Below are 21454 nucleotides of genomic sequence, written 5' to 3'. Positions count from 1 at the left end.
CGTTCAGACGAACAGCTTGCCTTCCGCCACCTTGATGGCATGGCCGCCAATGCGCGCGGAGGCCAGCTTCCCCCCATCCACAGTCAGTTCGAGCCGGATTCGCGACGGGCGGCCCATCTCCAGGCCTTGCTCGATCCACAGCTGCGAAATGCCGTCGGTCGGTGCGTCGAACTGCATGATGGCGCCGGCAAAGGCGGCCGCCGCCGAGCCGGTCGCCGGGTCTTCATAGGACGGCGTGCCCGGCACGATCATGCGGACATGGAAGGCGCTGTCATGGTTCACCGTCTGGCGGCAATAGACATACGGGCTGGCGAAGGCCCATTCGCTCTTGCGCGGCGCCAGTTCCGACCATGCCTGGTTGTCGAGCTTGATTCGACCCGCCGCTTCCAGATTGGCGACAGGGATGGTGACGTAAGGCACGCCTGCCGACCAGAACGATATCTGGTGATTCTCGAAGCCGATCTCGTGCGGCGCCAGGCCAAGGGCGGCGCCGATCGCTTGCGGATCGGCCTCGAGCTTCAGCGGCTCCGGCAGCTTCGCCAGGTCGAATTCGGCAAAGGTCGCGCCATCGTGCTTGCTGACGGCGCAGCGCACCGGGCCGATGTTTTCCTCCAGCACGAAGATCCCCGCATCGCCCTCGCCCGTCAGTTCGGCGAGCGCGATCGCTGAGCCGACCGTCGGGTGGCCGGCAAACGGCATTTCATAGTCGGGCGTGAAAATGCGGATGCGGTTGCGGTGCTTTGGATTGTCCGGTGGCAGCACGAACACCGATTCGGACAGGTTGAACTCACGCGCAATGGCCTGCATGGCCGCCGTATCCAGCCCCTTGCTGTCGAGTACGACGGCCAGCGGATTGCCGGCCAGGCGGTCGGTCGTAAACACGTCGTAAAGCAAGTAGTTGCGCGTCTGCATCTTGGAAAACCTTCCGCCTCAATCCGAACATGGCCGAAATTTAATTTGATATTCGAACCAGTAAGCCTGATCTGTCCACCTATAGGGACATTACGCTTTCATAGGGGTCCAGCGTGGACCAGCTTGTCAATCTGCCAAAGACGGAATCGGATTCCGCCATCGAGGCCGCACTTGGGCTCGACCAGAACGGCGTTCGCAAGAAGCGCCGCCGGGGCTGGCTCTACGCGCTGCTGGCGCTGATCGCAGTTGTTGGCGGCCTCGCCGGCTACCAATGGTATGCCGGTTCTCCCGCCAAGATCGACTACACCACCACGCCGGCCACAATCGCCGACCTCACCGTCGCGGTGTCGGCGACCGGCACGCTGCAGCCCCTCACCCAGGTCGACATTTCAAGCGAACTGTCCGGCATCATCCGCTCCGTCTCGGCCGAGGAGAACCAGCAGGTCAAGAAGGGCGACGTCCTGGCGACGCTCGACACGGTGAAACTCGAAGTCCAGATCGAGCGTGCCCAAGCCTCCGCCAAGGCCGCCGCCGCCAATGTCGAGGACGCCACGGTCACGCTGGCCGAGAACGAGAAAGCGCTGGTGCGCGCTGCAGAGCTCACCAAGCGCGGCATGGCGACCGACCAGTCGCTTGAGGCCGCAACCGCCACGCGCGACCGCTCCAAGGCGGCGCTCGATAGTGCTGAGGCCAATCTCGCCATCGCCCAGGCCGACCTCAAGGCGCAGCAGACCGATCTTGCCAAGAGCACGATCTATGCGCCGATCGACGGCATCGTGCTGACGCGCTCGGTCGACCCCGGCCAGACGGTCGCCTCCTCGCTGCAGGCGCCGGTGCTGTTCATCATCGCCGCCGATCTCAGAAACATGGAACTGGTGGCGGCGGTCGACGAGGCCGATATCGGCGCGGTCAGGCCCGGACAGCATGCGCGCTTCACCGTCGACGCTTTTCCGGAGCGGCCATTCGATGCCGAGATCCGCGACATCTCCTTTGCCTCTCTCACCACCGACGGCGTCGTCACCTACAACGCCCGGCTCGAGGTCAACAACAATGAGCTGCTGCTGCGGCCCGGCATGACCGCCACGGTTTCGGTCGTGACCAAACAAGCCAAGGGCGTGCTCACCGTGCCGTCCACCGCCTTCCGCTACCGCCCGGCGCAACAGGCGGCCCGCGCCTGGAGCCTGAGCGACCTGTTTACCGGCCGCATGGGCCGTCCCGGCGGCAATCGCCGCCAGCAGGTGGCGGCGCCCACCGATGGCTCACGCACGCTCTATGTGCTGGAGAACGGCCGGCCGCATCCGGTCAACGTCAAGATCGGTTCCACCGACGGTGAACTCACAGAGATCACCTCCGGCCTCGACGAAGGCGCTCAGGTGATCACAGCCTCGCAGCTGCGGAGCTGACGCCGTGGCCGCGGGCGCGACCCTCATAGGCTTCGACACGGTCTGGAAGAGCTATGGCCAGGGCGAAGCCAAGGTGCATGCGCTGGCCGGCGTCGACCTTGCCATCCAGCGCGGCGAATTCGTTGCCATCATGGGTCCGTCGGGTTCAGGCAAGTCGACGGCGATGAACATCATCGGCTGCCTCGACACACCCACCGCCGGAACCTACACCTTCATGGGCATCGATGCCGGCCGGCTCGACCGCAACCGCCGCGCTCTGCTGCGCAATCTCTACATCGGCTTCGTCTTCCAGGGCTACAATCTGTTGCCGCGCACCACGGCGGCGGAGAATGTCGAGCTGCCGCTGATCTATCGCGGCGCCCCTGCCCGCGAGCGCCGCGAACTTGCCATGCAGGCGCTGGCGGAGGTCGGCCTTGTCGGGCGCGAGCACCACACGCCGGCCGAACTATCCGGCGGCCAGCAGCAGCGCGTGGCGATCGCGCGCGCCATCGTCACCAGGCCGACGCTGCTCGTCGCCGACGAGCCGACCGGCAATCTCGACACCGCCCGCACGCATGAGATCATGGAGCTGTTGACGCGGCTGAACCGCGAGCTTGGCCTGACCATCGCCATGGTCACCCACGAGGCCGATGTCGCCGACTATGCCGAGCGCACGATCCGCTTCCTCGACGGCCACGTCGCCTCGGATTCAAAGAATCTCGAGGTAGCGCAATGATCTGGGAAACCGTCCGCCTGTCGCTGCGCTCCATCCGCCGCAATGTGCTGCGCTCCTTCCTGACGCTGCTCGGCATCGTCATCGGCGTCGCCGCCGTCATCGCCATGCTGACCATCGGCTCCGGCACCACGGCCAAGGTCAAGTCCGACATTGCCAAGCTCGGCTCCAACCTGCTCGTCGTCCGTTCCGGCCGCCCTGCCGGCACCGGCGGACCGGGCGGGCTCGACCAAGCGGTGCGGCCGCTGGCCGACAAGGATGTTGCCGCCCTCGTCGCGCATCTGACCGGGGCGCGCGCGATTTCGCCGGCCTCGCAAAAGCAGGTGCGCGTCATCTTCGGCACAGAGAGCCTGACCTCCGGCGTCACTGGCACCGACAGCGCCTATCTCGACGCCCGCGACTGGAAGCTGGTGTCGGGCCGCCCGTTCAGCGATTCCGAAACGCGCTCCGGCACCGGCGTCTGCCTGATCGGCGAGACGGTGCGCCAGCAATTCTTCGGCGCCGGCGAGCCCGAGGGCGAGATCATCAGGGTCAACCGCACCTCCTGCAAGATCATCGGCCTGCTCGAGCCCAAGGGCTATACCGGCTTCGGCCAGGACCAGGACAATGTCGTCTTGATGCCGCTTGCCGCCTATCAGCGCCGCATCGCCGGCAACCGCGACATCGACAACATCTATGTCGCCGCCGACGACCGCACCCCGACCACCGAATTGCAGCCGCGCGTCGAGGATATTTTGCGCGACACCCGCCGCATCACGCCGGACCGCGAGGACGATTTCTCGATCCGCGACATGACCCAGATCGCCGACGCCATGGCCAGCGCCACCACCACCATGACCGGCATGCTGGGCGCCGTCGCCGGCGTCAGCCTGCTGGTCGGCGGCATCGGCATCATGAACATCATGCTGGTGTCGGTCACCGAGCGCACACGCGAGATCGGCATCAGGCTCGCCATCGGCGCGCATGAAAAGCACATATTGATCCAGTTCCTGGTCGAGGCAACGGTGCTGTCGTTGCTCGGCGGCATCATCGGCATCCTGATCGGCCTGGCGCTGGCCGGGCTCGCATCGGCGACGCTGGCCATACCGTTTGCGCCGAGCCCGGCCGTCATCCTGCTTGCCGTCGGCTTTTCGGCGCTGATCGGCATGGTGTTCGGCTTCTTCCCGGCGCTGCGCGGCGCCAGGCTCGACCCGATCGACGCGCTGCGGCACGAGTAGGCGCTATCCACAACTTGGGTGCTTGCCGACGCCGGCAGCGCTGTCATCGTCCGGTCCACGATGCTAGGGCAGTGCATCTCTGGTCGAGGAATGGGCAATGAGCAAGAAGGCGCGATTGATTCTGGCGATGGTGATCATCGAAGGCGCGCTTGCCGGCATCTGGTGGTATCTGGCCCGCTACGGCATGGCCAATCCTGATCGCGTCACAGCCGATTTTCAGGGCGTCGTCGGCCAGACGATGGGCATGGCGATGGGTGGGTTGCTTGGGCTCGGCCTCATCCTGTTTGTCGTCGCCGCCCGTAACGACCGCAAGGCGGCGCAGGAAAAGGCGAAGCGCTGAAGCCTGTCAGAACGGCAACCGTGCGTTCTCCTTGACCTCCTTCATGACGAAGAAGGTCCTTGTTTGCCGCACGCCCGGCAGTGCGATCAGCTTCTGTCCGTGCAGCTTGTTGAAATCCGCCATGTCGCGGACCCTGATCTTCAGGAGATAGTCGAAGTCGCCGGCGACGAGATTGCAGTCGAGCACCTCCTTGAGCTCGAGCACGGCCGCTTCGAAAGCAGCAAAACTTTCCGGTGTCGATCGGTCGAGAACGACGCCGACCATGACCAGCGCGCCAAGGCCGACCGCAACCGGCGCGATCTCCGCCCTCACCCCGGTGATGTAGCCTTCCTCGAAAAGGCGTTGCGTACGCCGGTGGCAGGTCGCGGCGCTGACATTGACGCGGGCCGCCAGCTCCGCATTGGTCAGCCGCCCTTCGGCCTGAAGGGCGCGCAGGATTTTCATATCGATGCGGTCAAGAGCTTGCGTGGAAGATTCTTCCATTTTGATAAGCCTTCATGGATGGTTCAAGCAATCATATCGCCTGTTTGTGAATCCTGCAAAAATCCTCGGCGCAAGTTCGAGAGCACCTTTCGCACAACTGCGCCTATCTTCCGCCGAGCGAAAACGACCACGGCGGAGATAAATCGATGTCACTTCTGGCAAAATTCGAACGCTACCCCCTGACCTTCGGCACGACGCCGATCGAGCATCTGCCGCGGCTGAGCGCGGCTCTGGGCGGGAAGGTGCAGGTCTACGCCAAGCGCGACGATTGCAATTCCGGGCTCGCCATGGGCGGCAACAAATTGCGCAAGCTCGAATACATCGTGCCGGACGCGATTGCCTCCGGCGCCGACACGCTGGTGTCGATCGGCGGCGTCCAGTCCAACCACACGCGCATGGTCGCAGCGACGGCCGCCAAGATCGGCATGAAATGCGTGGTCATCCAGGAGAAATGGGTGCCCCATTATGACGCCGTCTATGACCGGGTCGGAAACATCCTGCTGACGCGGCTGATGGGCGCCGACAGCCGGCTGGTCGATGACGGTTTCGACATCGGCATCCGCAAGAGCTGGGAAGACGCCATCCAGTCGGTGAAGGACGCCGGCGGCAAGCCTTATCCCATCCCGGCCGGCGCCTCGGTGCACAAATTCGGCGGGCTGGGCTATGTCGGCTTCGCCGAAGAGGTGGCGAACCAGGAGGCCGAGCTCGGCTTCACCTTCGACTACATCATCGTCTGCGTTGTCACCGGGTCGACGCAGGCCGGCATGATCGTCGGCTTCGCCGCGCAAGATCGCGCCGACCGCGTGATCGGCATCGACGCCTCCGGCACGCTCGACCAGACCCGCGCGCAGGTACGCCGCATCGTCGACGACACCGCCGCCCTCGTCGGGCTCGGCCGCACGGTCCGCGACGACGAAATCGTCATCAACCCCGACTATGCCTATCCGGCCTATGGTGTTCCCTCGGATGAAACCAACGACGCGATCCGGCTGGCGGCCCGCACCGAGGCCATGATCACGGATCCGGTCTATGAGGGAAAGTCGATGCAGGGCCTGATCGATCTGACTCGCAAAGGCTTCTTTCCCGAGGGCTCGAAAATTCTCTACGCCCATCTCGGCGGCGCGCCGGCGATCAACGGCTACAGCTATTACTACAAGGACGATGGCGCCCCGGCCCGGCCGCGACTGGCAGCAAGTTCAGAACCTCGGCAAAGCGCGCCACAGGAGACGCTGCCGCCGCTGTTTCCCTGACAGGTCAGGGGTCCTCGCTGCTGAATGCCAAGCTGATGCGGCCAGAAGCCTCGACTGTCAGACGTCGCCCCTCGTCGATTCAAGATAGAATTGTTGGTGATAATAGATGAACTGATCGCCTTCAAAGATCGGCTTCGTCGCCCCGGCCGAGCGGCTCCAGTTTGTTGGCGCGCCCTCGACGGCTCGATTTCCGATCGTAAAAGAAGCCGGTCGCGTTTCCAGGATCTGCATTGCTTCGTCGTTCGAAGAAAAATCCGGCAATTCAAAGCAATACGCGAATCCCCTGTCTTCCGGAACGGTCTCGCTAATGTTCAGAATGTTGACCATCGACAAGCTTGATGCATAGCCGTTCCATCTATTTGGATCTGTTGGCCAGCTGGCTCCCGAAACATCGCTGGTAAATGGGTAGAAGGCCGGGGGCCCGATAACACGCTGACCTATCCCGGGCGGACTAGGCGTGCTGCCCTTGCGACGGAGGGCACCATAACTTGGTCGTTCAGAATTGATCCAGGGGCCTATTCCCGTCAGCCCAACACCATCGTCACGCGAAAAATTAGCTCCGATGAAGGATTCGCGCAGTTCAGTCCTCGCCTTGCGATCTGGGATCATCCAGTATTGCGGTCGATCGGCAGGCCAGTATTTTCGCACATTGGCACGGAACTTTTCGGGAATAAGCGTCCGACTATAGGCCCAGCATGATCTTCCGAATCCCGGATAGATCTTCTTCAACCCCATCTGTTCGACAATGCCTCTCGGCTGTGCGGAATGATATTGGTTTCGTGTCACCAAATTGGGCTGACCATTGGTGCGGAAATCGTCAAACTCGGCTCGTGTCGCTTTTTCGACTGATGCCTGGCCGAATTTCATCAGCGAACGCGGACTGTCATAGGCTTCCTCGGCTATATAGGCGGTGCCGAAACCCAAGGTGTTGGCGTCGTCATACACGATCATCACCGGCATGAAATCTGACGGCACGTTGCCTTTCGCCGTCGTTTGGCCGTGACAAGCGTCAGGCACTCGCACCACAAGTCCCTTGCCGTCGCTCATTTGTCGGCCATAGACCGTTGGCACCAGCCCCACCTCGCGCGTGCCCGAGCCGTCCTTGTAGCCGATGCTAACAACGTTGCAGCCGACGACGATATCGAAATGTTGGGGCTCGCCTCGATAGGTCAGGTCGACCTTGAGGCGAAAATAAGTGCCTTGATCGACGTAGGCCTTTTCCGTGTAGGACCAGCGGCCTGTCAGGATTTGCCCGCCTGTCGTAAATGTCGCCCACAGGACGGCCATCATGACCAGCCCGACCATGATCAGCACAAGCTTCCGCACAGGTGTCCCCCGGACCAAAACGCGCGGACATCATCGCTGGGCGATGTTAATTCCAAGTCACGGAATTTGGGAAGAATCGTTGGAAAAATGCCACTCGACCAGCGGCTTCATATGCGGCGCCAGCCCGTCGGGCAGATCGGCGGCATGGCGGATGATCACCGGCCCCTCGATCTCCGGCTCGGCCTCGGTGGCGACGAAGGCGCTGATGCGTCGGGCAATCTCATCGGCCGGCTCGTCGACGTGGTAGCGGCGGAACAGGACCGTGCCGGTAGCGGTCGACAGCGCGTGGTAGCGTTTGCCCCGCGCGGCGCCCGTCAGGTCGAGCCCGGTCTCCTCGCGCACTTCGCGGATCATGTTGAAATCGACATCGACGCGGCCGTCGCGAAAATCGATCGGCTCGAACGAGCCGGCGGCAAAATAGACACGCCCGGCCATCACCGTGTGCGGGCCCATGCGGATCGCCACCAGCGCATTGTCGCCTGCGACCAGCATGGCGTGGCCATAGGCGTGCTCGGCGCCGGTTCCCTGCCGGTTCTTGCGCCACAGCATGAAGGTCGAATAGTTGACCGCGTGGCAGCGCCCGACCAGCCGGTTGTCACGCCAGGCGAGCGCCGACAAAAGCACGACGGTGCCATCGAACAGCGCCGGCTTGGCTTCGGTCTCTCGCTGCCAGTTCTCTGCGATGACCTGCGCATTGTCGCGCTCGAACGGATGCGGTCCCGGGTCGAGCCGCACGTCGATCTCGTCGACCGGCAGGATGACGTTGCGCGGCAGGTCGAAACTCACGCTCAGACCCCCACTCAGGCCATGTCCAGGGTGATCGCCACCGGACAATGGTCCGATGCCTTCGGCCGGTCCCAGCCGGCACGCGGAAAACGCTCCACCGCCTGTCCCGCCGGAAAGATGGTGCGCCAGGGCTGGCCGTTGCGGATGATGTCGGGAACGGCGGTCGCGTTCTTCGCCGCCAGCCCTTTCGACAACAGGATGTAGTCGAGCTGGCACAGATGCCGCTCCTGCGGCCCGCGCGTGTGATAGAAACTCCAGCGGTCCATCTCCGGCCGGCGCTCGACGACATTCTCGCAAAAGCCGCCGGCGGTCAGCACATTGAGGCAGGACAGGCTCTCGTCGATCACCTGGAAGCGGTAGCCGTTGACGGCGTCGCCCTCGATCTTCACCCGCTGCCGGTAGTCGTTCATGTCGCCGCAGATCGCCCAGCGCTTGTCGGCGGCATGGTCCTTGCTGAAGCGCTCCTCGATGATACGGCGCACTGCCTGCGCCTCGGCGACGCGCAGCGGCATCGTCGCCTCGCGCCCGTCGAGCCCGTTGCGCGGCGAACCCATCGACTTGAAATGCACGAGATAAAGCGTCAGCGGCACGCCGCCGATCTTGACGTCGACCTCCAGGCAATCGCGCCGGAAGATGCGCTCATTGGCCTGATGCCCGAGTTCGGCCAGTTCGGGCGTGAACAGGCCGAACTGCTCGAAGGTGACATAGGCATGGCTGGTCATGCGCACGAATTCGATGGGCTGCCCTTGTGCGGTCTCGCTGCGCATCATCACGGCAACGTCGATGCCGCGCGAATCATTGCCGGCGGTGGTGTATTTCTGCCGGTAGCCCTCGCCCACCATCTTGAAGAGATAGCCATACTCGAAGGCCTTCAGCGCCTCGATATTGTCGACCTCCTGCATGCAGATGATGTCCGCGCGGGTGGCGGCAATGGCGAGCGCCGTCAGCTGACGCGTGTCGTCGGACTGCGCGATGGCACGCGCCTGCTCCAGCATCCTGTATTCGGCCTCGCTCTGGATGTCGAAAAGCGCCAGCGTGCGGTCTTCGTTGAGCTGGTTGCGGTAGCCGGAGAAATCGAACCTGTTCATCAGGTTTTCGACATTGAACGTGGCGAGGCGCAGCGACATGGCCGTGACCTTTGCCTGCAAGCGGTGTCGAAAACAAGGGCTTCGCCCTTGCTCGCCAGGGTTGATGGAACCTTTCCGTTCATCCTCCGTTCAGATGAAAAGTCCCATCATCAGGCTTCTTCCCTGGGGTATTCTGGGCGTGGGGCCTGTATCGCTTGGAGAGTGCAATGAACTCGCTCTTTTCTTCCACCGTCAAATCCGGGCTGATAGCGCTCGGTCTCGTCTCGGGCCTCACGGCGCCCTCCGCCGCCGGCCCGATCCCCCAGCCAAACCTGTCGGTGCCGGCAAGCACCGCGTTGCCTGACATCACGCCGGTTCGCGACGGCTGGGCGGGCAACAATGACCGCAACTCAATCAACGATTGGCAGTGGCGCCGCCATGAAGGCCGCCGCTTTTCCCGGTCGCGCAACTGGGACAATGGCAACTGGAACGGCAACGGAAACTGGAATGGCGGCAATTGGAATGGCGGCGACAACTGGCGCTGGCGTCATCATCGCCATCGCCACGGCCGCGATTTTGATACCGGCGCCGCCGCGGTTCTCGGCCTCGGCCTGGGACTCGGCCTCGGCAGCATCTACAACAACGGCTATTACAACAACGGCTACTACAATGACGGCTACTACGTGCAGCCGGCGCCCCGCCGCTACTACCGCACGCAGCGTCTTTCCAGCGCCCATGTCCAGTGGTGCTACGACCGCTACCGGTCTTACCGGTCTTGGGACAACACGTTCCAGCCCTACAATGGCCCGCGCCAGCAATGCTGGTCGCCCTATAGCTGAACTATAAGCGATAATGCATGACGGCGCCGCCCATCGCGGCGCCGTTTCCATTTGGGAAACAGGGCTGGAGACGACCGCCGCTAACCATATGTTTATCGGCTCGGTCTATCCATGATGCGGGGCCCCATCTGACGATCGCGACGATTCGGTTGCGTAGGACGTGCCGTCATGGCCGAGAATGAATTGAGAAACAAACACCGGCAGCGCGTGCTGAAAGGCGCGACGATTCTGCTCGGCCTCACCAATTCCGAGGTCAAGTGCACGGTGCGCAACATGCATCCAGGCGGCGCCGAGCTGAAAGTGCCGATCGATGCGCGCGTGCCGGACGAATTCCTGCTCTATGTGCCGGTCGACGGCATCGGCTACAAGGCCATCGTGCGCTGGCGCCGCGACGACCGCATCGGCGTCGAGTTCACCGGCACCGAGCCCAAGCCGCACTGGCACTACGGCTGAGCATCCTGATCAATAAACTGGCATGAAAAAGCCGGCGGATCGCTCCGCCGGCTTTGTCGCAATCCTGAAATTGCGGATCAGTTCTTCGCCTTGTCGACCAGCTTGTTCTTCGAGATCCACGGCATCATCGCGCGCAGCTTGGCGCCGACTTCCTCGATCTGGTGGCTGTCATTGTTGCGGCGGATGCCCTTGAAGCGCGACATGCCGGCGCGGTATTCCTGCATCCATTCCGAAGTGAACTTGCCGGTCTGGATGTCCTTCAGCACGCGCTTCATCTCGGCCTTGGTCTCGGCGGTGATGATGCGCGGGCCCGAGACGTACTCGCCCCATTCGGCGGTGTTCGAGATCGAGTAGTTCATGTTGGCGATGCCGCCTTCATAGATCAGGTCGACGATCAGCTTGACCTCGTGCAGGCACTCGAAATAGGCCATTTCCGGAGCATAGCCGGCTTCCACCAGCGTCTCGAAGCCGGCGCGGATCAGCTCGACCAGGCCGCCGCAGAGCACAACCTGCTCACCGAACAGATCGGTCTCGCATTCCTCGCGGAAATTGGTCTCGATGATGCCCGAACGGCCGCCGCCGACGCCGCAGGCGTAGGACAGAGCGAGATCGAGCGCATTGCCCGAAGCGTCCTGGTTGACGGCGACCAGACACGGCACGCCGCCGCCCTTCTGGTATTCGCCGCGCACCGTGTGGCCGGGACCTTTGGGCGCAATCATGACGACGTCGACCGAAGCCTTCGGCTCGATCAGGCCGAAATGCACGTTGAGGCCGTGCGCGAACGCGATCGCCGCCCCGTCGCGGATGTTCGGCGCGATCTCGTTTTTGTAGATGTCGGCCTGCAATTCGTCGGGCGTCGCCATCATCATCAGGTCGGCCCATTTGGCGGCATCCGCCACGCTCATCACCTTGAGGCCGTCGGCCTCGACCTTCTTGGCGGTCGCCGAGCCCGCCTTGAGGCCGATGGCGATTTCCTTGGCGCCGGAATCCTTGAGGTTGAGCGCATGCGCCCGGCCCTGGCTGCCATAGCCGATGATGGCGACCTTCTTGCCCTTGATCAGGTTGAGATCGGCATCACGATCGTAATAGACGCGCATTTTACTTCCTTCCCGTTTTGAAGATCAGAGGCCTTGCGGCCCGGTTTTTGCTCCGAAAAGAGCGAGAAACTGTTGCGTTGCCCGGACGGCATCGCCGCCGATCGTCGCTTCAGTCAATTCCAGCCGGTCGCCGAGCAAGAGACGGATCTGCACGTCGCGGGCGACCAGCCCGAAAAAGCTGCGGAACGCCGTTTCGGCATCCGCAAAATCGAGCAGCCCGGCCTGCTTGCCGGCCATAAGCACCGGCTTCAGGCGCCTGGCCAGCGCAAAGCGGCCATTCTCGAGCACGATGGCGCCGAGGTCGTCCTTGCCGGAACCGGCATGGCCGACCGCGACGCGGTTCAGCGCAATCGACGTGTCGCTCGAAATCACCTTCAGCCAGTCCGAGGCAAAGCCTTCAAGGCTAGCCGTCAGCGAGGCAAGATCGAGTTTTTCGCCGTCGACCGGCACCACGCGCACTTTCGATGCCTGCCATTGCACGGTCGCCGTCAGCAAACCGTCGCGGTCGCCGAACCATTTGTAGAGCGTTTCCTTGGAGCAGCTGGCACGGCGCGCAACCGCCGTCATCGTCAGGTTGTCGCCCTCCTCGACCAGCAGCCGCAACGCTGCGTCGAGAACGGCCTTCTGCCGCTCCGTCAGCGTCGCGCTGGTGTCGATGTCGGGTACGATGTGCAACACGCTCTTCCCTCGGCCGGCAGGCAGGCCAGCAAACGCGGCGTGCCGTACCGTACGTTACGGTTCGCCGCTTCTATGCCGTATTGCGCTCAGCCTTGCAAGCCCCTATTTCCCTTCAAACGTTCACTCACTGATGTCGCGGGGAACGACGATGCTGGCCGGATTGCTTGCCTTGACGGTCGCCGCCGTGTTCTCCGGCGCCGCCATCTATGTCAGCGTCGCCGAACAGCCGGCGCGGCTTGGCCTCGATGACAAGGCGCTGCTCAGGGAATGGCAGCCTTCCTACAAGCGCGGCGCGGCCATGCAGGCATCCATCGCCATTGTCGCCTTCCTTCTCGGCCTGATCGCCTGGTGGCAGACCGCTGGCTTCGCCTTTCTGCTCGGCGCAATTCTGATCATCCTGCCCTGGCCGTGGACGCTGATGATCATGATGCCGACCAACAAGCTGCTGGCGGCGATGGACGCCAGCGCCGACAATCCGCAAGCTAGGGATTTGATCGTCAAATGGGGGACCCTGCATCTGGCGCGCGCCGGACTGGGCGTGCTGGCGACGCTGGCCTTTCTCTGGGGCAGCCATCTGGCCTGACGGCTGGGTCGCCTCAGTCCGCAGCCGGCGGCAGGCGCAGACGGCCGAGCAATGCCGACACCATGCCCAGTTCGTCTGCGGAGAGTTTTTCGCCGACCAGCTCCGCGATCGAGCGCCCGTAGACCGCCCACATCCGCCGGCGCGTCTCGCGCCCTTTGTCAGTGACGCGGATGGTCTGGCCGCGGCCGTCATCGGCGACCTTCAGCTTCTCGACCAACCCGTCTGCTTCGAGCCGGGCCAGCAGCCGCGAGATGTTGTACTGCGCAAACAGGGTGCGCTCGATCAGCTGGAACGGCCGCAGCCCGCCCTCGCCCGCCTCGGCAAGCTCGTGCAGCACGTCATACCAGTCGAGCGGCGGCAAGCCACTGTCCTTCAAAGCCTGTTCGGCCTGTTCGACAAGCTGGCGCGAAACCCGCATCAGACGAGCCCAGGCCTTGATGGCGTCGGGCGAAGGCGTGGCTTTCTCCGTCATAGGGGCGATCCTAGGCGATAGATGCAATTGCATCAAGATTGACGATTAATGCATCTGCATCTATATACATGCAATCGCATCAATCACCTAAGGAATCCCATGAAACACGAAATCTGCAAAGTCGCCGACGTCCCGCAGACGGGCAGCCTGATCGCACCGTTCTTCGGCCGCGAGGTCCATGTCTGGCGCAGCGGCGAGCGCATCCGCGCCGCCGCCAATGTCTGTCTGCATTTCGGCGGGCCGCTCGACTGCAAGGACGGTAAATTCGTCTGCCAATGGCATGGCGCGACCTTCGACATGGCATCAGGCGACCGGCTCGAAGGCCCGGCGCCAAAAGCGTCGCGCCTGATGTTTCTGTCGACGCGCGTCGAGGACGGCGCGCTGAACTATGTCTGGGGAGAGTGACATGCCTGAGAAGAATGAAATGACTGACAAGCTCATTCTCGTCAGCCATCATCTGTGCCCGTACGTTCAGCGCGCCGCGATTTCGCTGGCCGAGAAGCGCGTGCCCTTCGAGCGCGTGACCATCGACCTCGCCGACAAGCCGGACTGGTTCAAGGCGATCTCGCCGCTGGGCAAGGTGCCGTTGCTCATCGTGCAGGCCAATGGCGCCGAGACGGTGATCTTCGAATCCGCCGTCATCCTCGAATTCCTCGAGGAAACGCAAGGCAATCCGCTGCACCCCGCCGATCCTTACGACCGCGCCCGGCATCGCGCCTGGATCGAGTTCGGCTCGGCGACGCTGAACGCCATCGGCCGCTTCTACTCGGCGTCGACAGAGGCCGCCTTCCTGACGGAATCCTCGGCATTGTCGGCCATGTTCGATCGCATCGAGGACGAATTGGCAGACCAGGCCGGACCATGGTTCAACGGCGAACGCTTCAGCCTCGTCGATGCCGTCTACGGCCCGGTCTTCCGCTATCTCGACGCCTTCGACCGTATCAGCGATTTCGGCATGCTCGACGGCAAGCCGCTGGTCCGGGCATGGCGCAAGGCGCTGAGCGAACGCGCCTCGATCAAGGCCGCCGTGACGCCGGACTATCCGCAACGCCTGCATCAATTCCTGCGGGCGAGAAATTCGTTTCTCTCGACCTTGATCCCGCCGGATGATCTCGCCAGTCCGCCTCCTCTAGCCCGGTCCGCCTGAACGGATCGATCAGCGTGCCGGCCACCATCGAGGCGAGCACGCTTGGCACTGGCGGGATTTTTGCGATGGTCGCCACCAGTGTGTCGCGGAAGAAGGGCAGCATCATGCCATCCGACTGGTAGAACGGCGTCAGCGCCAGCGACAGCAGTTGGAAGATCCGGACATGCCACCGCCGTGCTTTGGCATAGGTCTCCAGCGCCGCATCGACGTTGCCCGTCTGTGCCAAGGCATGGCTGAGTGCTGCCGCGTCGAGCAGCGCCATGTTGGCGCCTTGCCCGAGCTGCGGGCTGGTCGAATGCGCGGCGTCGCCGATCACCGCCAGCCTGCGGCCGGCCGGCAGCTTCATCGTGTGGTGGCCGTAGCGCGCCAGCGACAGCTGGTCGAAACTGTCGATCTGGCTGGTGAACGCCTCGCACGCCGGCCATAGCGAGACCAGCCTCGCCTTCCAGGCGTCGAGGCCCGCGGCCCGGACCTGTTCGACATCGGTCGGCTTCAGGCTCCAGAAGAACGCCGCCATTTTTTCGCCGCCCGGCTGCGGCCGGCCGATCGGCAGCACACCGATCATCACGCTGGCCTTCTCGTAGCGCTGCAGCAGCGCGTTCTCGTCGAACCCGTCGCGCCAGCCGAGCGACGCCCAGAACGCGCCATAGGTGAGCGGCCTTGGCTCTGCCGGGTCGTCGAGGCTCTGGCGCAGTTTCGAGCGCGAGCCACTGGCGTCGACGACAAGGTCGAATGGCCCTGCCCTTCGCCCCTTGTCAAAGAACAACATCGCCCGCTCGCCGACCTCCAGCGTCTCGATCTCGACACCGGTTTCGATGGCAATGCCTTGCCGCTGCGCCGCACGAAACAACACGTTGAACAGCGCCGCCCGATGCACCGCCAGGCCAAAGCGGCCGCCGGGCTGCGCATCGTAGCGCACGGCGAGCACGGTGCGGCCGGTGCTCGCATCCGCGCCATGCAAACGCTCGATGCGACTGCCCAGCGCCAGTATGTCGTCGAGCAGGCCGAGATCGGAAAGCACGCTCAGCCCGGTCGGCTGCAGGATCAGTCCCGAGCCGACGGGCTTGGGTTCCTCGAAGCGTTCGAAGATGGTGACGTTGTGTCCGGCGCGCTTGAGATAGAGTGCCGTGGCCAGCCCCGCCGGGCCCGCGCCGGCAATCGCAATGTCGAGTGATTTTTTCATTGCCCGCCCAACCAATGGCCGGACAATCCTTCAGCGACCCTGCCAAATCAAGCCATTGCGGCATGCGTCAAAATATCAACCACCGGCATCGAAAGCAGCCCGTGCGTCGCGCACCGCGTCGTGGTTGAGTTCGGCCCATATGATCAATTGATGCAGGGCGCCGAACATCGAGCGTCCGAGATCGGTCAGGCTGTATTCGACGCTCGGCGGCTTGGTCGGGAACACTTCGCGATGCACATAGCCGTCGCGCTGCAGCTCAAGCAGCGTCTGGGTGAGCATGCGCTGCGAGATGTCAGGAACAAGCCGCCGCAGTTCACCGAAGCGATAAGGCTTCTCCGCCAGCGCCATCGCCAGCAATGGGCTCCATTTGCCGTTGATGCCCTTGATGACGTCACGAACCGGGCAATCGCCGAAATTGGCGCCGCCCGTCATGGCTCTGTAGATCTCGATCTTCGATTTCAGATTGACGATCTTGCCGTCCATCGCTGGTTCCCTGCCTGTGCCTACCTCCCGGAAAACTGCCTTCTTTACGGCAGCAGGTCAATTCCTATTTTAGTGCTGGTCTCTTTTTGAGACTACCAAAGCACCCGCCATTCCGGCGCTAAGATCAGGATCCCCCATGCCCAAAACCCTTCTCGTCACCGGCGCATCCGGCCAACTTGGCCGCGGCGTCATCAATCACCTGCTGGACAGTTTGAAAGTTCCCGCAAACCGGATCGTCGCCACCACCCGCACGCCCGCCAACCTCGCCGATCTCGCGGCGCGCGGCGTAACCGTCCGGGCGGCCGATTTCGACGATCAGGCCTCGCTTGCCAAGGCTTTTGCCGGCGCCGACCGGGCGCTCATCATTTCGACAAACGAGGTGGAGGTTCGGGGAAAGCGGCGCGAGCAGCAGCTTGCGGCCGTCGTCGCAGCCAGCCAGGCAGGCGTCGGCCATCTGCTCTACACCTCGATGCCCAACCCGGAACCGGGCTCGCCGGTGGTCTTCGCGCCTGACCACTACGACACCGAACAAGCCATCAAGGCGAGCGGCATCCCCTACACCGTCTTTCGCAACGGCTGGTACGATGAGAACCTGTTCATGGCCTTGCCGCAGATCCTGGCCTCGGGGCAGTGGTACACATCGGCTGGCGATGGCGCCATTTCCTATGGTACGCGCGACGACTACGCGGCGGCGATCGCTGCCGGGCTTGCCTCGGACACAAGCGAAAGCACGACCTACACGCTGACCGGCCCCAAGGCACACACCACCGCCGAGGTCGCGGCGTTCATCACCGAAGTCACAGCCAAGCCGATCCAGGTCATCCAGCTCTCCGACGAGGCCCTGACCGAGGGCATGAAGTCGGCCGGCCTGCCCGAGTCCCTGGCCAAGGTCCTGGTGTCGTTCGATGTGGCCGCGCGCGTCGGCGACCTCGCCATGGTGACCGACGCTGTCGAAAAACTCTCCGGCCGCCAGCCAGTGCCGCTGAAGCAGTTCCTCGAGGCGAACAAGGCCGCATTGGCCGGCTGAAGCCCGCGGTGCGGGAAGCCTAATTCGTCTCGGCCTCCCGCACCACTATTTCGATTTCTTGAGCAGCCCCAGCCGGATCAGGCTTTCGGCGGTCGCAACGATGGCCTCTTCCCGCGACCGCGGCGCCCAGCCGAGCAGGCGCGTCGCCTTGGCCCCCGTCGCGTTCCTCGCCTTGCCCAGTTCCGTCACGATCTGGGCCGCCTGGCCGTCGAACAGTCCGACGATCCTCACCAGCCAGTCCGGCAGCACCCGCGTCGGGACGCGTGACGCCGCATTGCCCAGCCGGGCTTTCAGCGTCTGCGCAATCTCCAGCATCGTCATGAAATCGCCGCTGATGGCCAGGAACCGCTCGCCCTTGGCGAGCGGATTGGTCATGGCGCGCAGATGCAGGTCGGCCACGTCGCGCACGTCGACCACGCCGAACAGCATGCGCGGCAGACCCGGCATCGCGCCGTCCATCAGGCGTCCTATGAATTCCGTGGAGGTCGAATGATCCGGCCCCAGGACCGGTCCGAAGATTCCAACCGGATTGACGACCGCCAGCTCCAAGGCACCGCCTTGGGCGGCAATGAAATCCCAGGCCGCCCGCTCCGCCAGCGTCTTCGATTTCACATAGGCGCTCACCTTTTCCGCCAGGTTGGTCCAGTTCTCCTCGGTGAACGGACGACCGGCAACCGGCGGCTGGCCATAGCCAACGGCAGCAAAGGATGAGGTGAGCACGACACGTCTGACACCGGCATCCCGCGCCGCCCGCAGCACACGCAGTGCCCCTTCGCGCGCCGGGATGATCAGATCGTCCTCGTGCTTGGGCACACCAGGCGGAAACGGCGAGGCGACATGCAGCACGTAATCGCAGCCGGCGACCGCTGCTGGCCAGCCTGCATCGGCCATCAGATCGGCATGGGCAAAGGAAAGCGCCTCGCCGGGCTCGGCACCGCCGACCCTGAGCATGGCGAGCACATCGGCTTCACGTCTGGCCGATCGCACGGTCGTGCGGACGCGGTAGCCGGCCTTCAAGAGTTCGAGGATGCAGTGAGCGCCGAGGAAGCCGGACCCGCCGGTGACCAGCACCAATTCGCCGCTCATATCCGCCTCCCCCAATGGCCTAAGCGTTCAAGCTAATCCATTTTTTCGAAATTCCGGACGGAAAACCGCCTCACACTTTTCCTGGAATTTCTCTAGATCGCGACCTGCGTGCCTATCTCGACCACGCGCCCCGTGGGGATCTGAAAATACTCCGTCGCGTCGGCCGCCGTGCGGGCGAGACCGATGAACAGCTTGTCCTGCCACACTGGCATGCCGGAATTGGGCGAGGCCTTGAGCGAACGCCGCGACAGGAAGAACGAGGTCGTCATGATGTCGAACTTCCAGCCCTGCTTGCGGCAGATCGCCAGCGCGCGCGGGATGTTGGGCTGTTCCATATAGCCGAAGGTCAGCGTCACCCGCATAAACAGCTCGTTGACCGTCTCCATCTTGACCCGCTCGCTGTCGGGCACCAGCGGCTGCGGCGCCGTCACGACAGAGAGGATGACGTTCTGCTCGTGCAGCACCTTGTAGTGCTTCAGGCTGTGCATCAGGGCGGTCGGCGCGCTTTGCGGATCGCTGGTCAGGAACACGGCTGTGCCGGACACCAGCTGCGGCTTCTTCTTCAACAGATTGCCGGCAAGGAAATCGAGCGGGATTTCGTTGCGGCGGGTCTTGTCGAAGAGATAGCGGCTGCCGCGCACCCAGGTCCACATCGCCAAAACGATGGTGAAGGCCACGGCCAGCGAGGCCCAGCCACCCTCGAACACCTTGACGATGTTGGAGGCAAAGAAGCCGACATCGATGAAGGCGAACACAGACGTCATCGCCACCGCTACCCACAGCCGCCATTTCCAGATGCGCGTCATGACGACAAACAGCAGCACCGTCGTCACCAGCATGTTGCCGGTGACCGAGATGCCGTAGGCCGACGCGAGCTTGCTCGATTCGCCGAAACCGACGACCAAAAGCATCACCACCAGCGCTAGCAACAAATTGACGCGCGGCATGTAGATCTGGCCCGACTGCCGTTCCGACGTGTGCAGGATTTCGAGGCGCGGCAGCATGTTGAGCTGCACCGCCTGCCGGGTCAGCGAGAAAGCGCCCGATATCACCGCCTGGCTGGCGATAACCGTCGCCGCCGTCGCCAGCACCACCATCGGGATCAGCGTCCAGCCTTCGTTCATCTCGAAGAACGGATGGCCGACCACGCCGTTCTTGGCCAGCACGAAGGCGCCCTGCCCGGCATAGTTGAGCAACAGGCAGGGAAACACGATCGCCAGCCAGGCGAGCACGATCGGCTTGCGGCCGAAATGGCCGAGATCGGCGTACAGCGCCTCGGCGCCGGTGACGGCGAGGAAGATGGCGCCGATGGTGACGAAGGCGACGTCGGGCGAATTGATCAGGAAGGCGACGATGTAGTGCGGGCTGACGGCCCACAGGATTTCCGGATCGGCGATGATGTGATTCAGGCCCGAAAGGCCGATGGCCAGGAACCAGACCGCGGTGATCGGGCCAAAAATCAGCGCCACGCCGCCGGTACCAAAGCGCTGCACCGAAAACAGGATCGCCAGGATGACCAGCGTCAGCGGCACGACATAGGGCTGGAAGGCCGGGGTGACGACATTCATGCCTTCCACGGCCGACAGCACCGAGATCGCCGGCGTGATCACGGCGTCGCCGAAGAACAGCGATGCACCGACGATGCCGATGGCCAGGATGATTGCCGAGCGCGTCGGGAAACTGCCGCGCGCCAACGCCATCAGCGACAGCACGCCGCCCTCGCCGCGGTTGTCGGCGCGCAACACGAAATTGATGTATTTGATGGTGACGATGATCGTCAGCGACCAGATGATCAGCGACAGCACGCCCAGAATATCGCCGCGATCCGCGACCTCGCCACCCGACGACGCTACCAGCGCCTCGCGGAACGCGTAGATCGGGCTGGTACCGATGTCGCCATAGACCACGCCGAGCGCGCCCAGCATCAACACCTTGGTGCTATGCTGTTCGATTTCGGGATGGCTCGATTGTTCGACGGGTTCTGCCTCACTACCAGTATTGGTAAGGGCCATGGACGACACTCCGATAAGCGCGCGGTGCTCTACGCTTGCTGCGATGCAATATCAAGAGCCCTCAAGTAATGGCTGATATGCGGTAATGCCAGCCGTCTGCCCTTTACCATCCGCATGCCCTGAGAAACCGTCCCACCGTGCCGGCCATGCCATACTCCAACGCATCGGCTGTCAACCCATGTCCGATTGACACTTCGGCCAATGCCGGGATGCGTTTGATCAGCCCCGGCAGATTGTTCACCACCAGATCGTGGCCGGCGTTGACCTGGAGCCCGGCGGCGAGCGCGGCATCAGCGGCTTTTCCCAATCTTTCCAGTTCCTTCTGCGCTTTGGCGGAATCGGAATAGTAGCTGCCGTAGGGCCCGGTATAGAGCTCGATCCGGTCGGCGCCGGTATCGCGCGCGGCATTGACGCCGGCCGGGTCCGGGTCGGAAAACAGCGACACGCGAAAGCCCCCCTTTTTCAGGCGCTTGACGATCGGATTGAGGAACGCGGCCTCGGCGGCAAAGTTCCAGCCATGGTCGGAGGTCGCCTGCGCCGGATCGTCAGGCACCAGGGTCACCTGCTCCGGCTGGTGCTTTTCCACAAGCGCCAGAAAATCTTCCGTAGGGTAGCCCTCGATGTTGAATTCCGCCTTGGGGAACTCGTCGTCGATCAGCGCCCGTATCTCCGGCAGGTCGGAATGCCGGGTGTGGCGCTCGTCGGGCCGCGGATGCACCGTCAGCCCGTGCGCGCCGGCGGCCAGCGCCAGGCGGCCGAGCCCGGTGACGCTTGGCCATGGCAGGTCGCGGCGGTTGCGCAGCATGGCGATGGCGTTGAGGTTCACGGAAAGCTTGGCTGGCATGGCTTTGGGTCCGATCAGGGGCGTTTTGGCAGCGCATCTATACTGCCTTTGATG

At 63.4% G+C, this 21454-nt stretch carries 23 protein-coding genes and 1 pseudogene; 11 read left to right on the top strand and 13 right to left on the bottom strand.

Annotation, left to right across the window (positions count from 1 at the left end):
• Positions 1-3: 3 nt before the first annotated feature.
• A complete protein-coding gene (locus tag AC1DYJ_RS10640) occupies positions 4-912 on the bottom strand; it encodes a PhzF family phenazine biosynthesis protein (RefSeq protein WP_477280586.1) in 909 nt (302 codons plus the stop codon).
• A gap of 113 nt (positions 913-1025) precedes the next feature.
• On the opposite strand from AC1DYJ_RS10640, the gene AC1DYJ_RS10635 reads away from it, so the two are divergent.
• The 4 genes from AC1DYJ_RS10635 (at position 1026) to AC1DYJ_RS10620 (ending at position 4584) form a co-directional block, all read left to right on the top strand.
• On the top strand, positions 1026-2315 hold the full coding sequence (locus tag AC1DYJ_RS10635; RefSeq protein WP_477280585.1) for an efflux RND transporter periplasmic adaptor subunit: 1290 nt from the start codon (positions 1026-1028) through the stop codon (positions 2313-2315).
• A 4-nt stretch (positions 2316-2319) separates the two neighbouring features.
• Positions 2320-3030, top strand: a complete 711-nt coding sequence (locus tag AC1DYJ_RS10630; protein ID WP_477280584.1) for an ABC transporter ATP-binding protein — start codon at positions 2320-2322, stop codon at positions 3028-3030.
• Entirely contained in the window at positions 3027-4244 is a 1218-nt protein-coding gene (locus AC1DYJ_RS10625; protein WP_477280583.1) for an ABC transporter permease, read from the top strand. The genes AC1DYJ_RS10630 and AC1DYJ_RS10625 overlap by 4 nt, the downstream gene beginning before the upstream one ends.
• Before the next feature lie 97 nt (positions 4245-4341).
• A complete protein-coding gene (locus tag AC1DYJ_RS10620) occupies positions 4342-4584 on the top strand; it encodes a hypothetical protein (protein ID WP_477280582.1) in 243 nt (80 codons plus the stop codon).
• Positions 4585-4590: 6 nt separating this feature from the next.
• On the opposite strand, the gene AC1DYJ_RS10615 is transcribed toward AC1DYJ_RS10620, so the two are convergent.
• Entirely contained in the window at positions 4591-5067 is a 477-nt protein-coding gene (locus AC1DYJ_RS10615) for an Lrp/AsnC family transcriptional regulator (protein ID WP_477280581.1), read from the bottom strand.
• Between the two features lie 146 nt (positions 5068-5213).
• Between AC1DYJ_RS10615 and AC1DYJ_RS10610 the strand changes: the two genes are divergently transcribed.
• A complete protein-coding gene (locus AC1DYJ_RS10610; RefSeq protein ID WP_477280580.1) occupies positions 5214-6317 on the top strand; it encodes a 1-aminocyclopropane-1-carboxylate deaminase in 1104 nt (367 codons plus the stop codon).
• Between the two features lie 57 nt (positions 6318-6374).
• On the opposite strand, the gene AC1DYJ_RS10605 is transcribed toward AC1DYJ_RS10610, so the two are convergent.
• From AC1DYJ_RS10605 to AC1DYJ_RS10595, 3 genes are read right to left on the bottom strand one after another with little or no spacing between them, the layout of a single operon-like run.
• Positions 6375-7643, bottom strand: coding sequence for a hypothetical protein (locus AC1DYJ_RS10605; protein ID WP_477280579.1), 1269 nt, complete (start codon positions 7641-7643; stop codon positions 6375-6377).
• 57 nt (positions 7644-7700) lie between these two features.
• The gene (locus AC1DYJ_RS10600; RefSeq protein WP_477280578.1) at positions 7701-8429 is read right to left on the bottom strand and encodes an NUDIX hydrolase; all 729 of its coding nucleotides are present in this window, start codon (positions 8427-8429) and stop codon (positions 7701-7703) included.
• 14 nt (positions 8430-8443) lie between these two features.
• Complete coding sequence (locus AC1DYJ_RS10595) at positions 8444-9556, bottom strand: endonuclease/exonuclease/phosphatase family protein (RefSeq protein WP_477280577.1); 1113 nt, start codon at positions 9554-9556, stop codon at positions 8444-8446.
• Between the two features lie 167 nt (positions 9557-9723).
• Here AC1DYJ_RS10595 and AC1DYJ_RS10590 point away from each other — a divergent pair, with 167 nt between their 5' ends.
• Together AC1DYJ_RS10590 and AC1DYJ_RS10585 are read left to right on the top strand one after the other, a co-directional pair.
• Entirely contained in the window at positions 9724-10335 is a 612-nt protein-coding gene (locus AC1DYJ_RS10590; protein WP_477280576.1) for a BA14K family protein, read from the top strand.
• Between the two features lie 168 nt (positions 10336-10503).
• Positions 10504-10788, top strand: a complete 285-nt coding sequence (locus tag AC1DYJ_RS10585) for a PilZ domain-containing protein (protein WP_477280575.1) — start codon at positions 10504-10506, stop codon at positions 10786-10788.
• 77 nt (positions 10789-10865) lie between these two features.
• Here the strand turns inward: AC1DYJ_RS10585 and ilvC are convergent, their stop codons facing one another.
• Positions 10866-11885 carry a ketol-acid reductoisomerase gene (gene ilvC, locus AC1DYJ_RS10580; RefSeq protein ID WP_112394672.1) on the bottom strand — a complete coding sequence of 340 codons (1020 nt, stop codon included), beginning with the start codon at positions 11883-11885 and terminating at the stop codon, positions 10866-10868.
• Between the two features lie 24 nt (positions 11886-11909).
• A complete protein-coding gene (locus AC1DYJ_RS10575) occupies positions 11910-12563 on the bottom strand; it encodes a TetR/AcrR family transcriptional regulator (RefSeq protein ID WP_477280574.1) in 654 nt (217 codons plus the stop codon).
• Positions 12564-12714: 151 nt separating this feature from the next.
• Between AC1DYJ_RS10575 and AC1DYJ_RS10570 the strand changes: the two genes are divergently transcribed.
• Positions 12715-13146 carry an anthrone oxygenase family protein gene (locus AC1DYJ_RS10570; protein WP_477281713.1) on the top strand — a complete coding sequence of 144 codons (432 nt, stop codon included), beginning with the start codon at positions 12715-12717 and terminating at the stop codon, positions 13144-13146.
• A 13-nt stretch (positions 13147-13159) separates the two neighbouring features.
• Here the strand turns inward: AC1DYJ_RS10570 and AC1DYJ_RS10565 are convergent, their stop codons facing one another.
• Positions 13160-13618, bottom strand: coding sequence for a MarR family winged helix-turn-helix transcriptional regulator (locus AC1DYJ_RS10565; protein WP_477280573.1), 459 nt, complete (start codon positions 13616-13618; stop codon positions 13160-13162).
• A 99-nt stretch (positions 13619-13717) separates the two neighbouring features.
• On the opposite strand from AC1DYJ_RS10565, the gene AC1DYJ_RS10560 reads away from it, so the two are divergent.
• Entirely contained in the window at positions 13718-14023 is a 306-nt protein-coding gene (locus AC1DYJ_RS10560; RefSeq protein WP_477280572.1) for a Rieske (2Fe-2S) protein, read from the top strand.
• A 1-nt stretch (position 14024) separates the two neighbouring features.
• Positions 14025-14738: pseudogene (locus tag AC1DYJ_RS10555) on the top strand (glutathione S-transferase family protein); the annotation flags it as partial.
• Here AC1DYJ_RS10555 and AC1DYJ_RS10550 read toward each other — a convergent pair.
• Both AC1DYJ_RS10550 and AC1DYJ_RS10545 read right to left on the bottom strand, forming a co-directional pair.
• Entirely contained in the window at positions 14635-15948 is a 1314-nt protein-coding gene (locus AC1DYJ_RS10550) for an FAD-dependent oxidoreductase (protein WP_477280571.1), read from the bottom strand. The pseudogene AC1DYJ_RS10555 and the gene AC1DYJ_RS10550 sit on opposite strands and share 104 nt — an antisense overlap.
• A 75-nt stretch (positions 15949-16023) precedes the next feature.
• Positions 16024-16431, bottom strand: coding sequence for a winged helix-turn-helix transcriptional regulator (locus AC1DYJ_RS10545; RefSeq protein ID WP_477280570.1), 408 nt, complete (start codon positions 16429-16431; stop codon positions 16024-16026).
• 136 nt (positions 16432-16567) lie between these two features.
• On the opposite strand from AC1DYJ_RS10545, the gene AC1DYJ_RS10540 reads away from it, so the two are divergent.
• A complete protein-coding gene (locus AC1DYJ_RS10540; RefSeq protein WP_477280569.1) occupies positions 16568-17458 on the top strand; it encodes an SDR family oxidoreductase in 891 nt (296 codons plus the stop codon).
• 45 nt (positions 17459-17503) lie between these two features.
• Here the strand turns inward: AC1DYJ_RS10540 and AC1DYJ_RS10535 are convergent, their stop codons facing one another.
• The 3 genes from AC1DYJ_RS10535 to AC1DYJ_RS10525 all read right to left on the bottom strand — a co-directional run bounded on the left by AC1DYJ_RS10535 (position 17504) and on the right by AC1DYJ_RS10525 (position 21400).
• Positions 17504-18544, bottom strand: a complete 1041-nt coding sequence (locus AC1DYJ_RS10535) for an SDR family oxidoreductase (protein ID WP_477280568.1) — start codon at positions 18542-18544, stop codon at positions 17504-17506.
• Positions 18545-18636: 92 nt separating this feature from the next.
• Positions 18637-20556, bottom strand: a complete 1920-nt coding sequence (locus AC1DYJ_RS10530; RefSeq protein WP_477280567.1) for a potassium transporter Kup — start codon at positions 20554-20556, stop codon at positions 18637-18639.
• 103 nt (positions 20557-20659) lie between these two features.
• Positions 20660-21400: a pyridoxine 5'-phosphate synthase gene (locus tag AC1DYJ_RS10525; protein WP_477280566.1), complete on the bottom strand. Its 741-nt coding sequence runs from the start codon at positions 21398-21400 to the stop codon at positions 20660-20662.
• Positions 21401-21454 lie beyond the last annotated feature (54 nt).

This window comes from Mesorhizobium sp. P2_B11, assembly GCF_056404855.1.
This window is presented reverse-complemented; position numbering and strand designations above follow the sequence as displayed.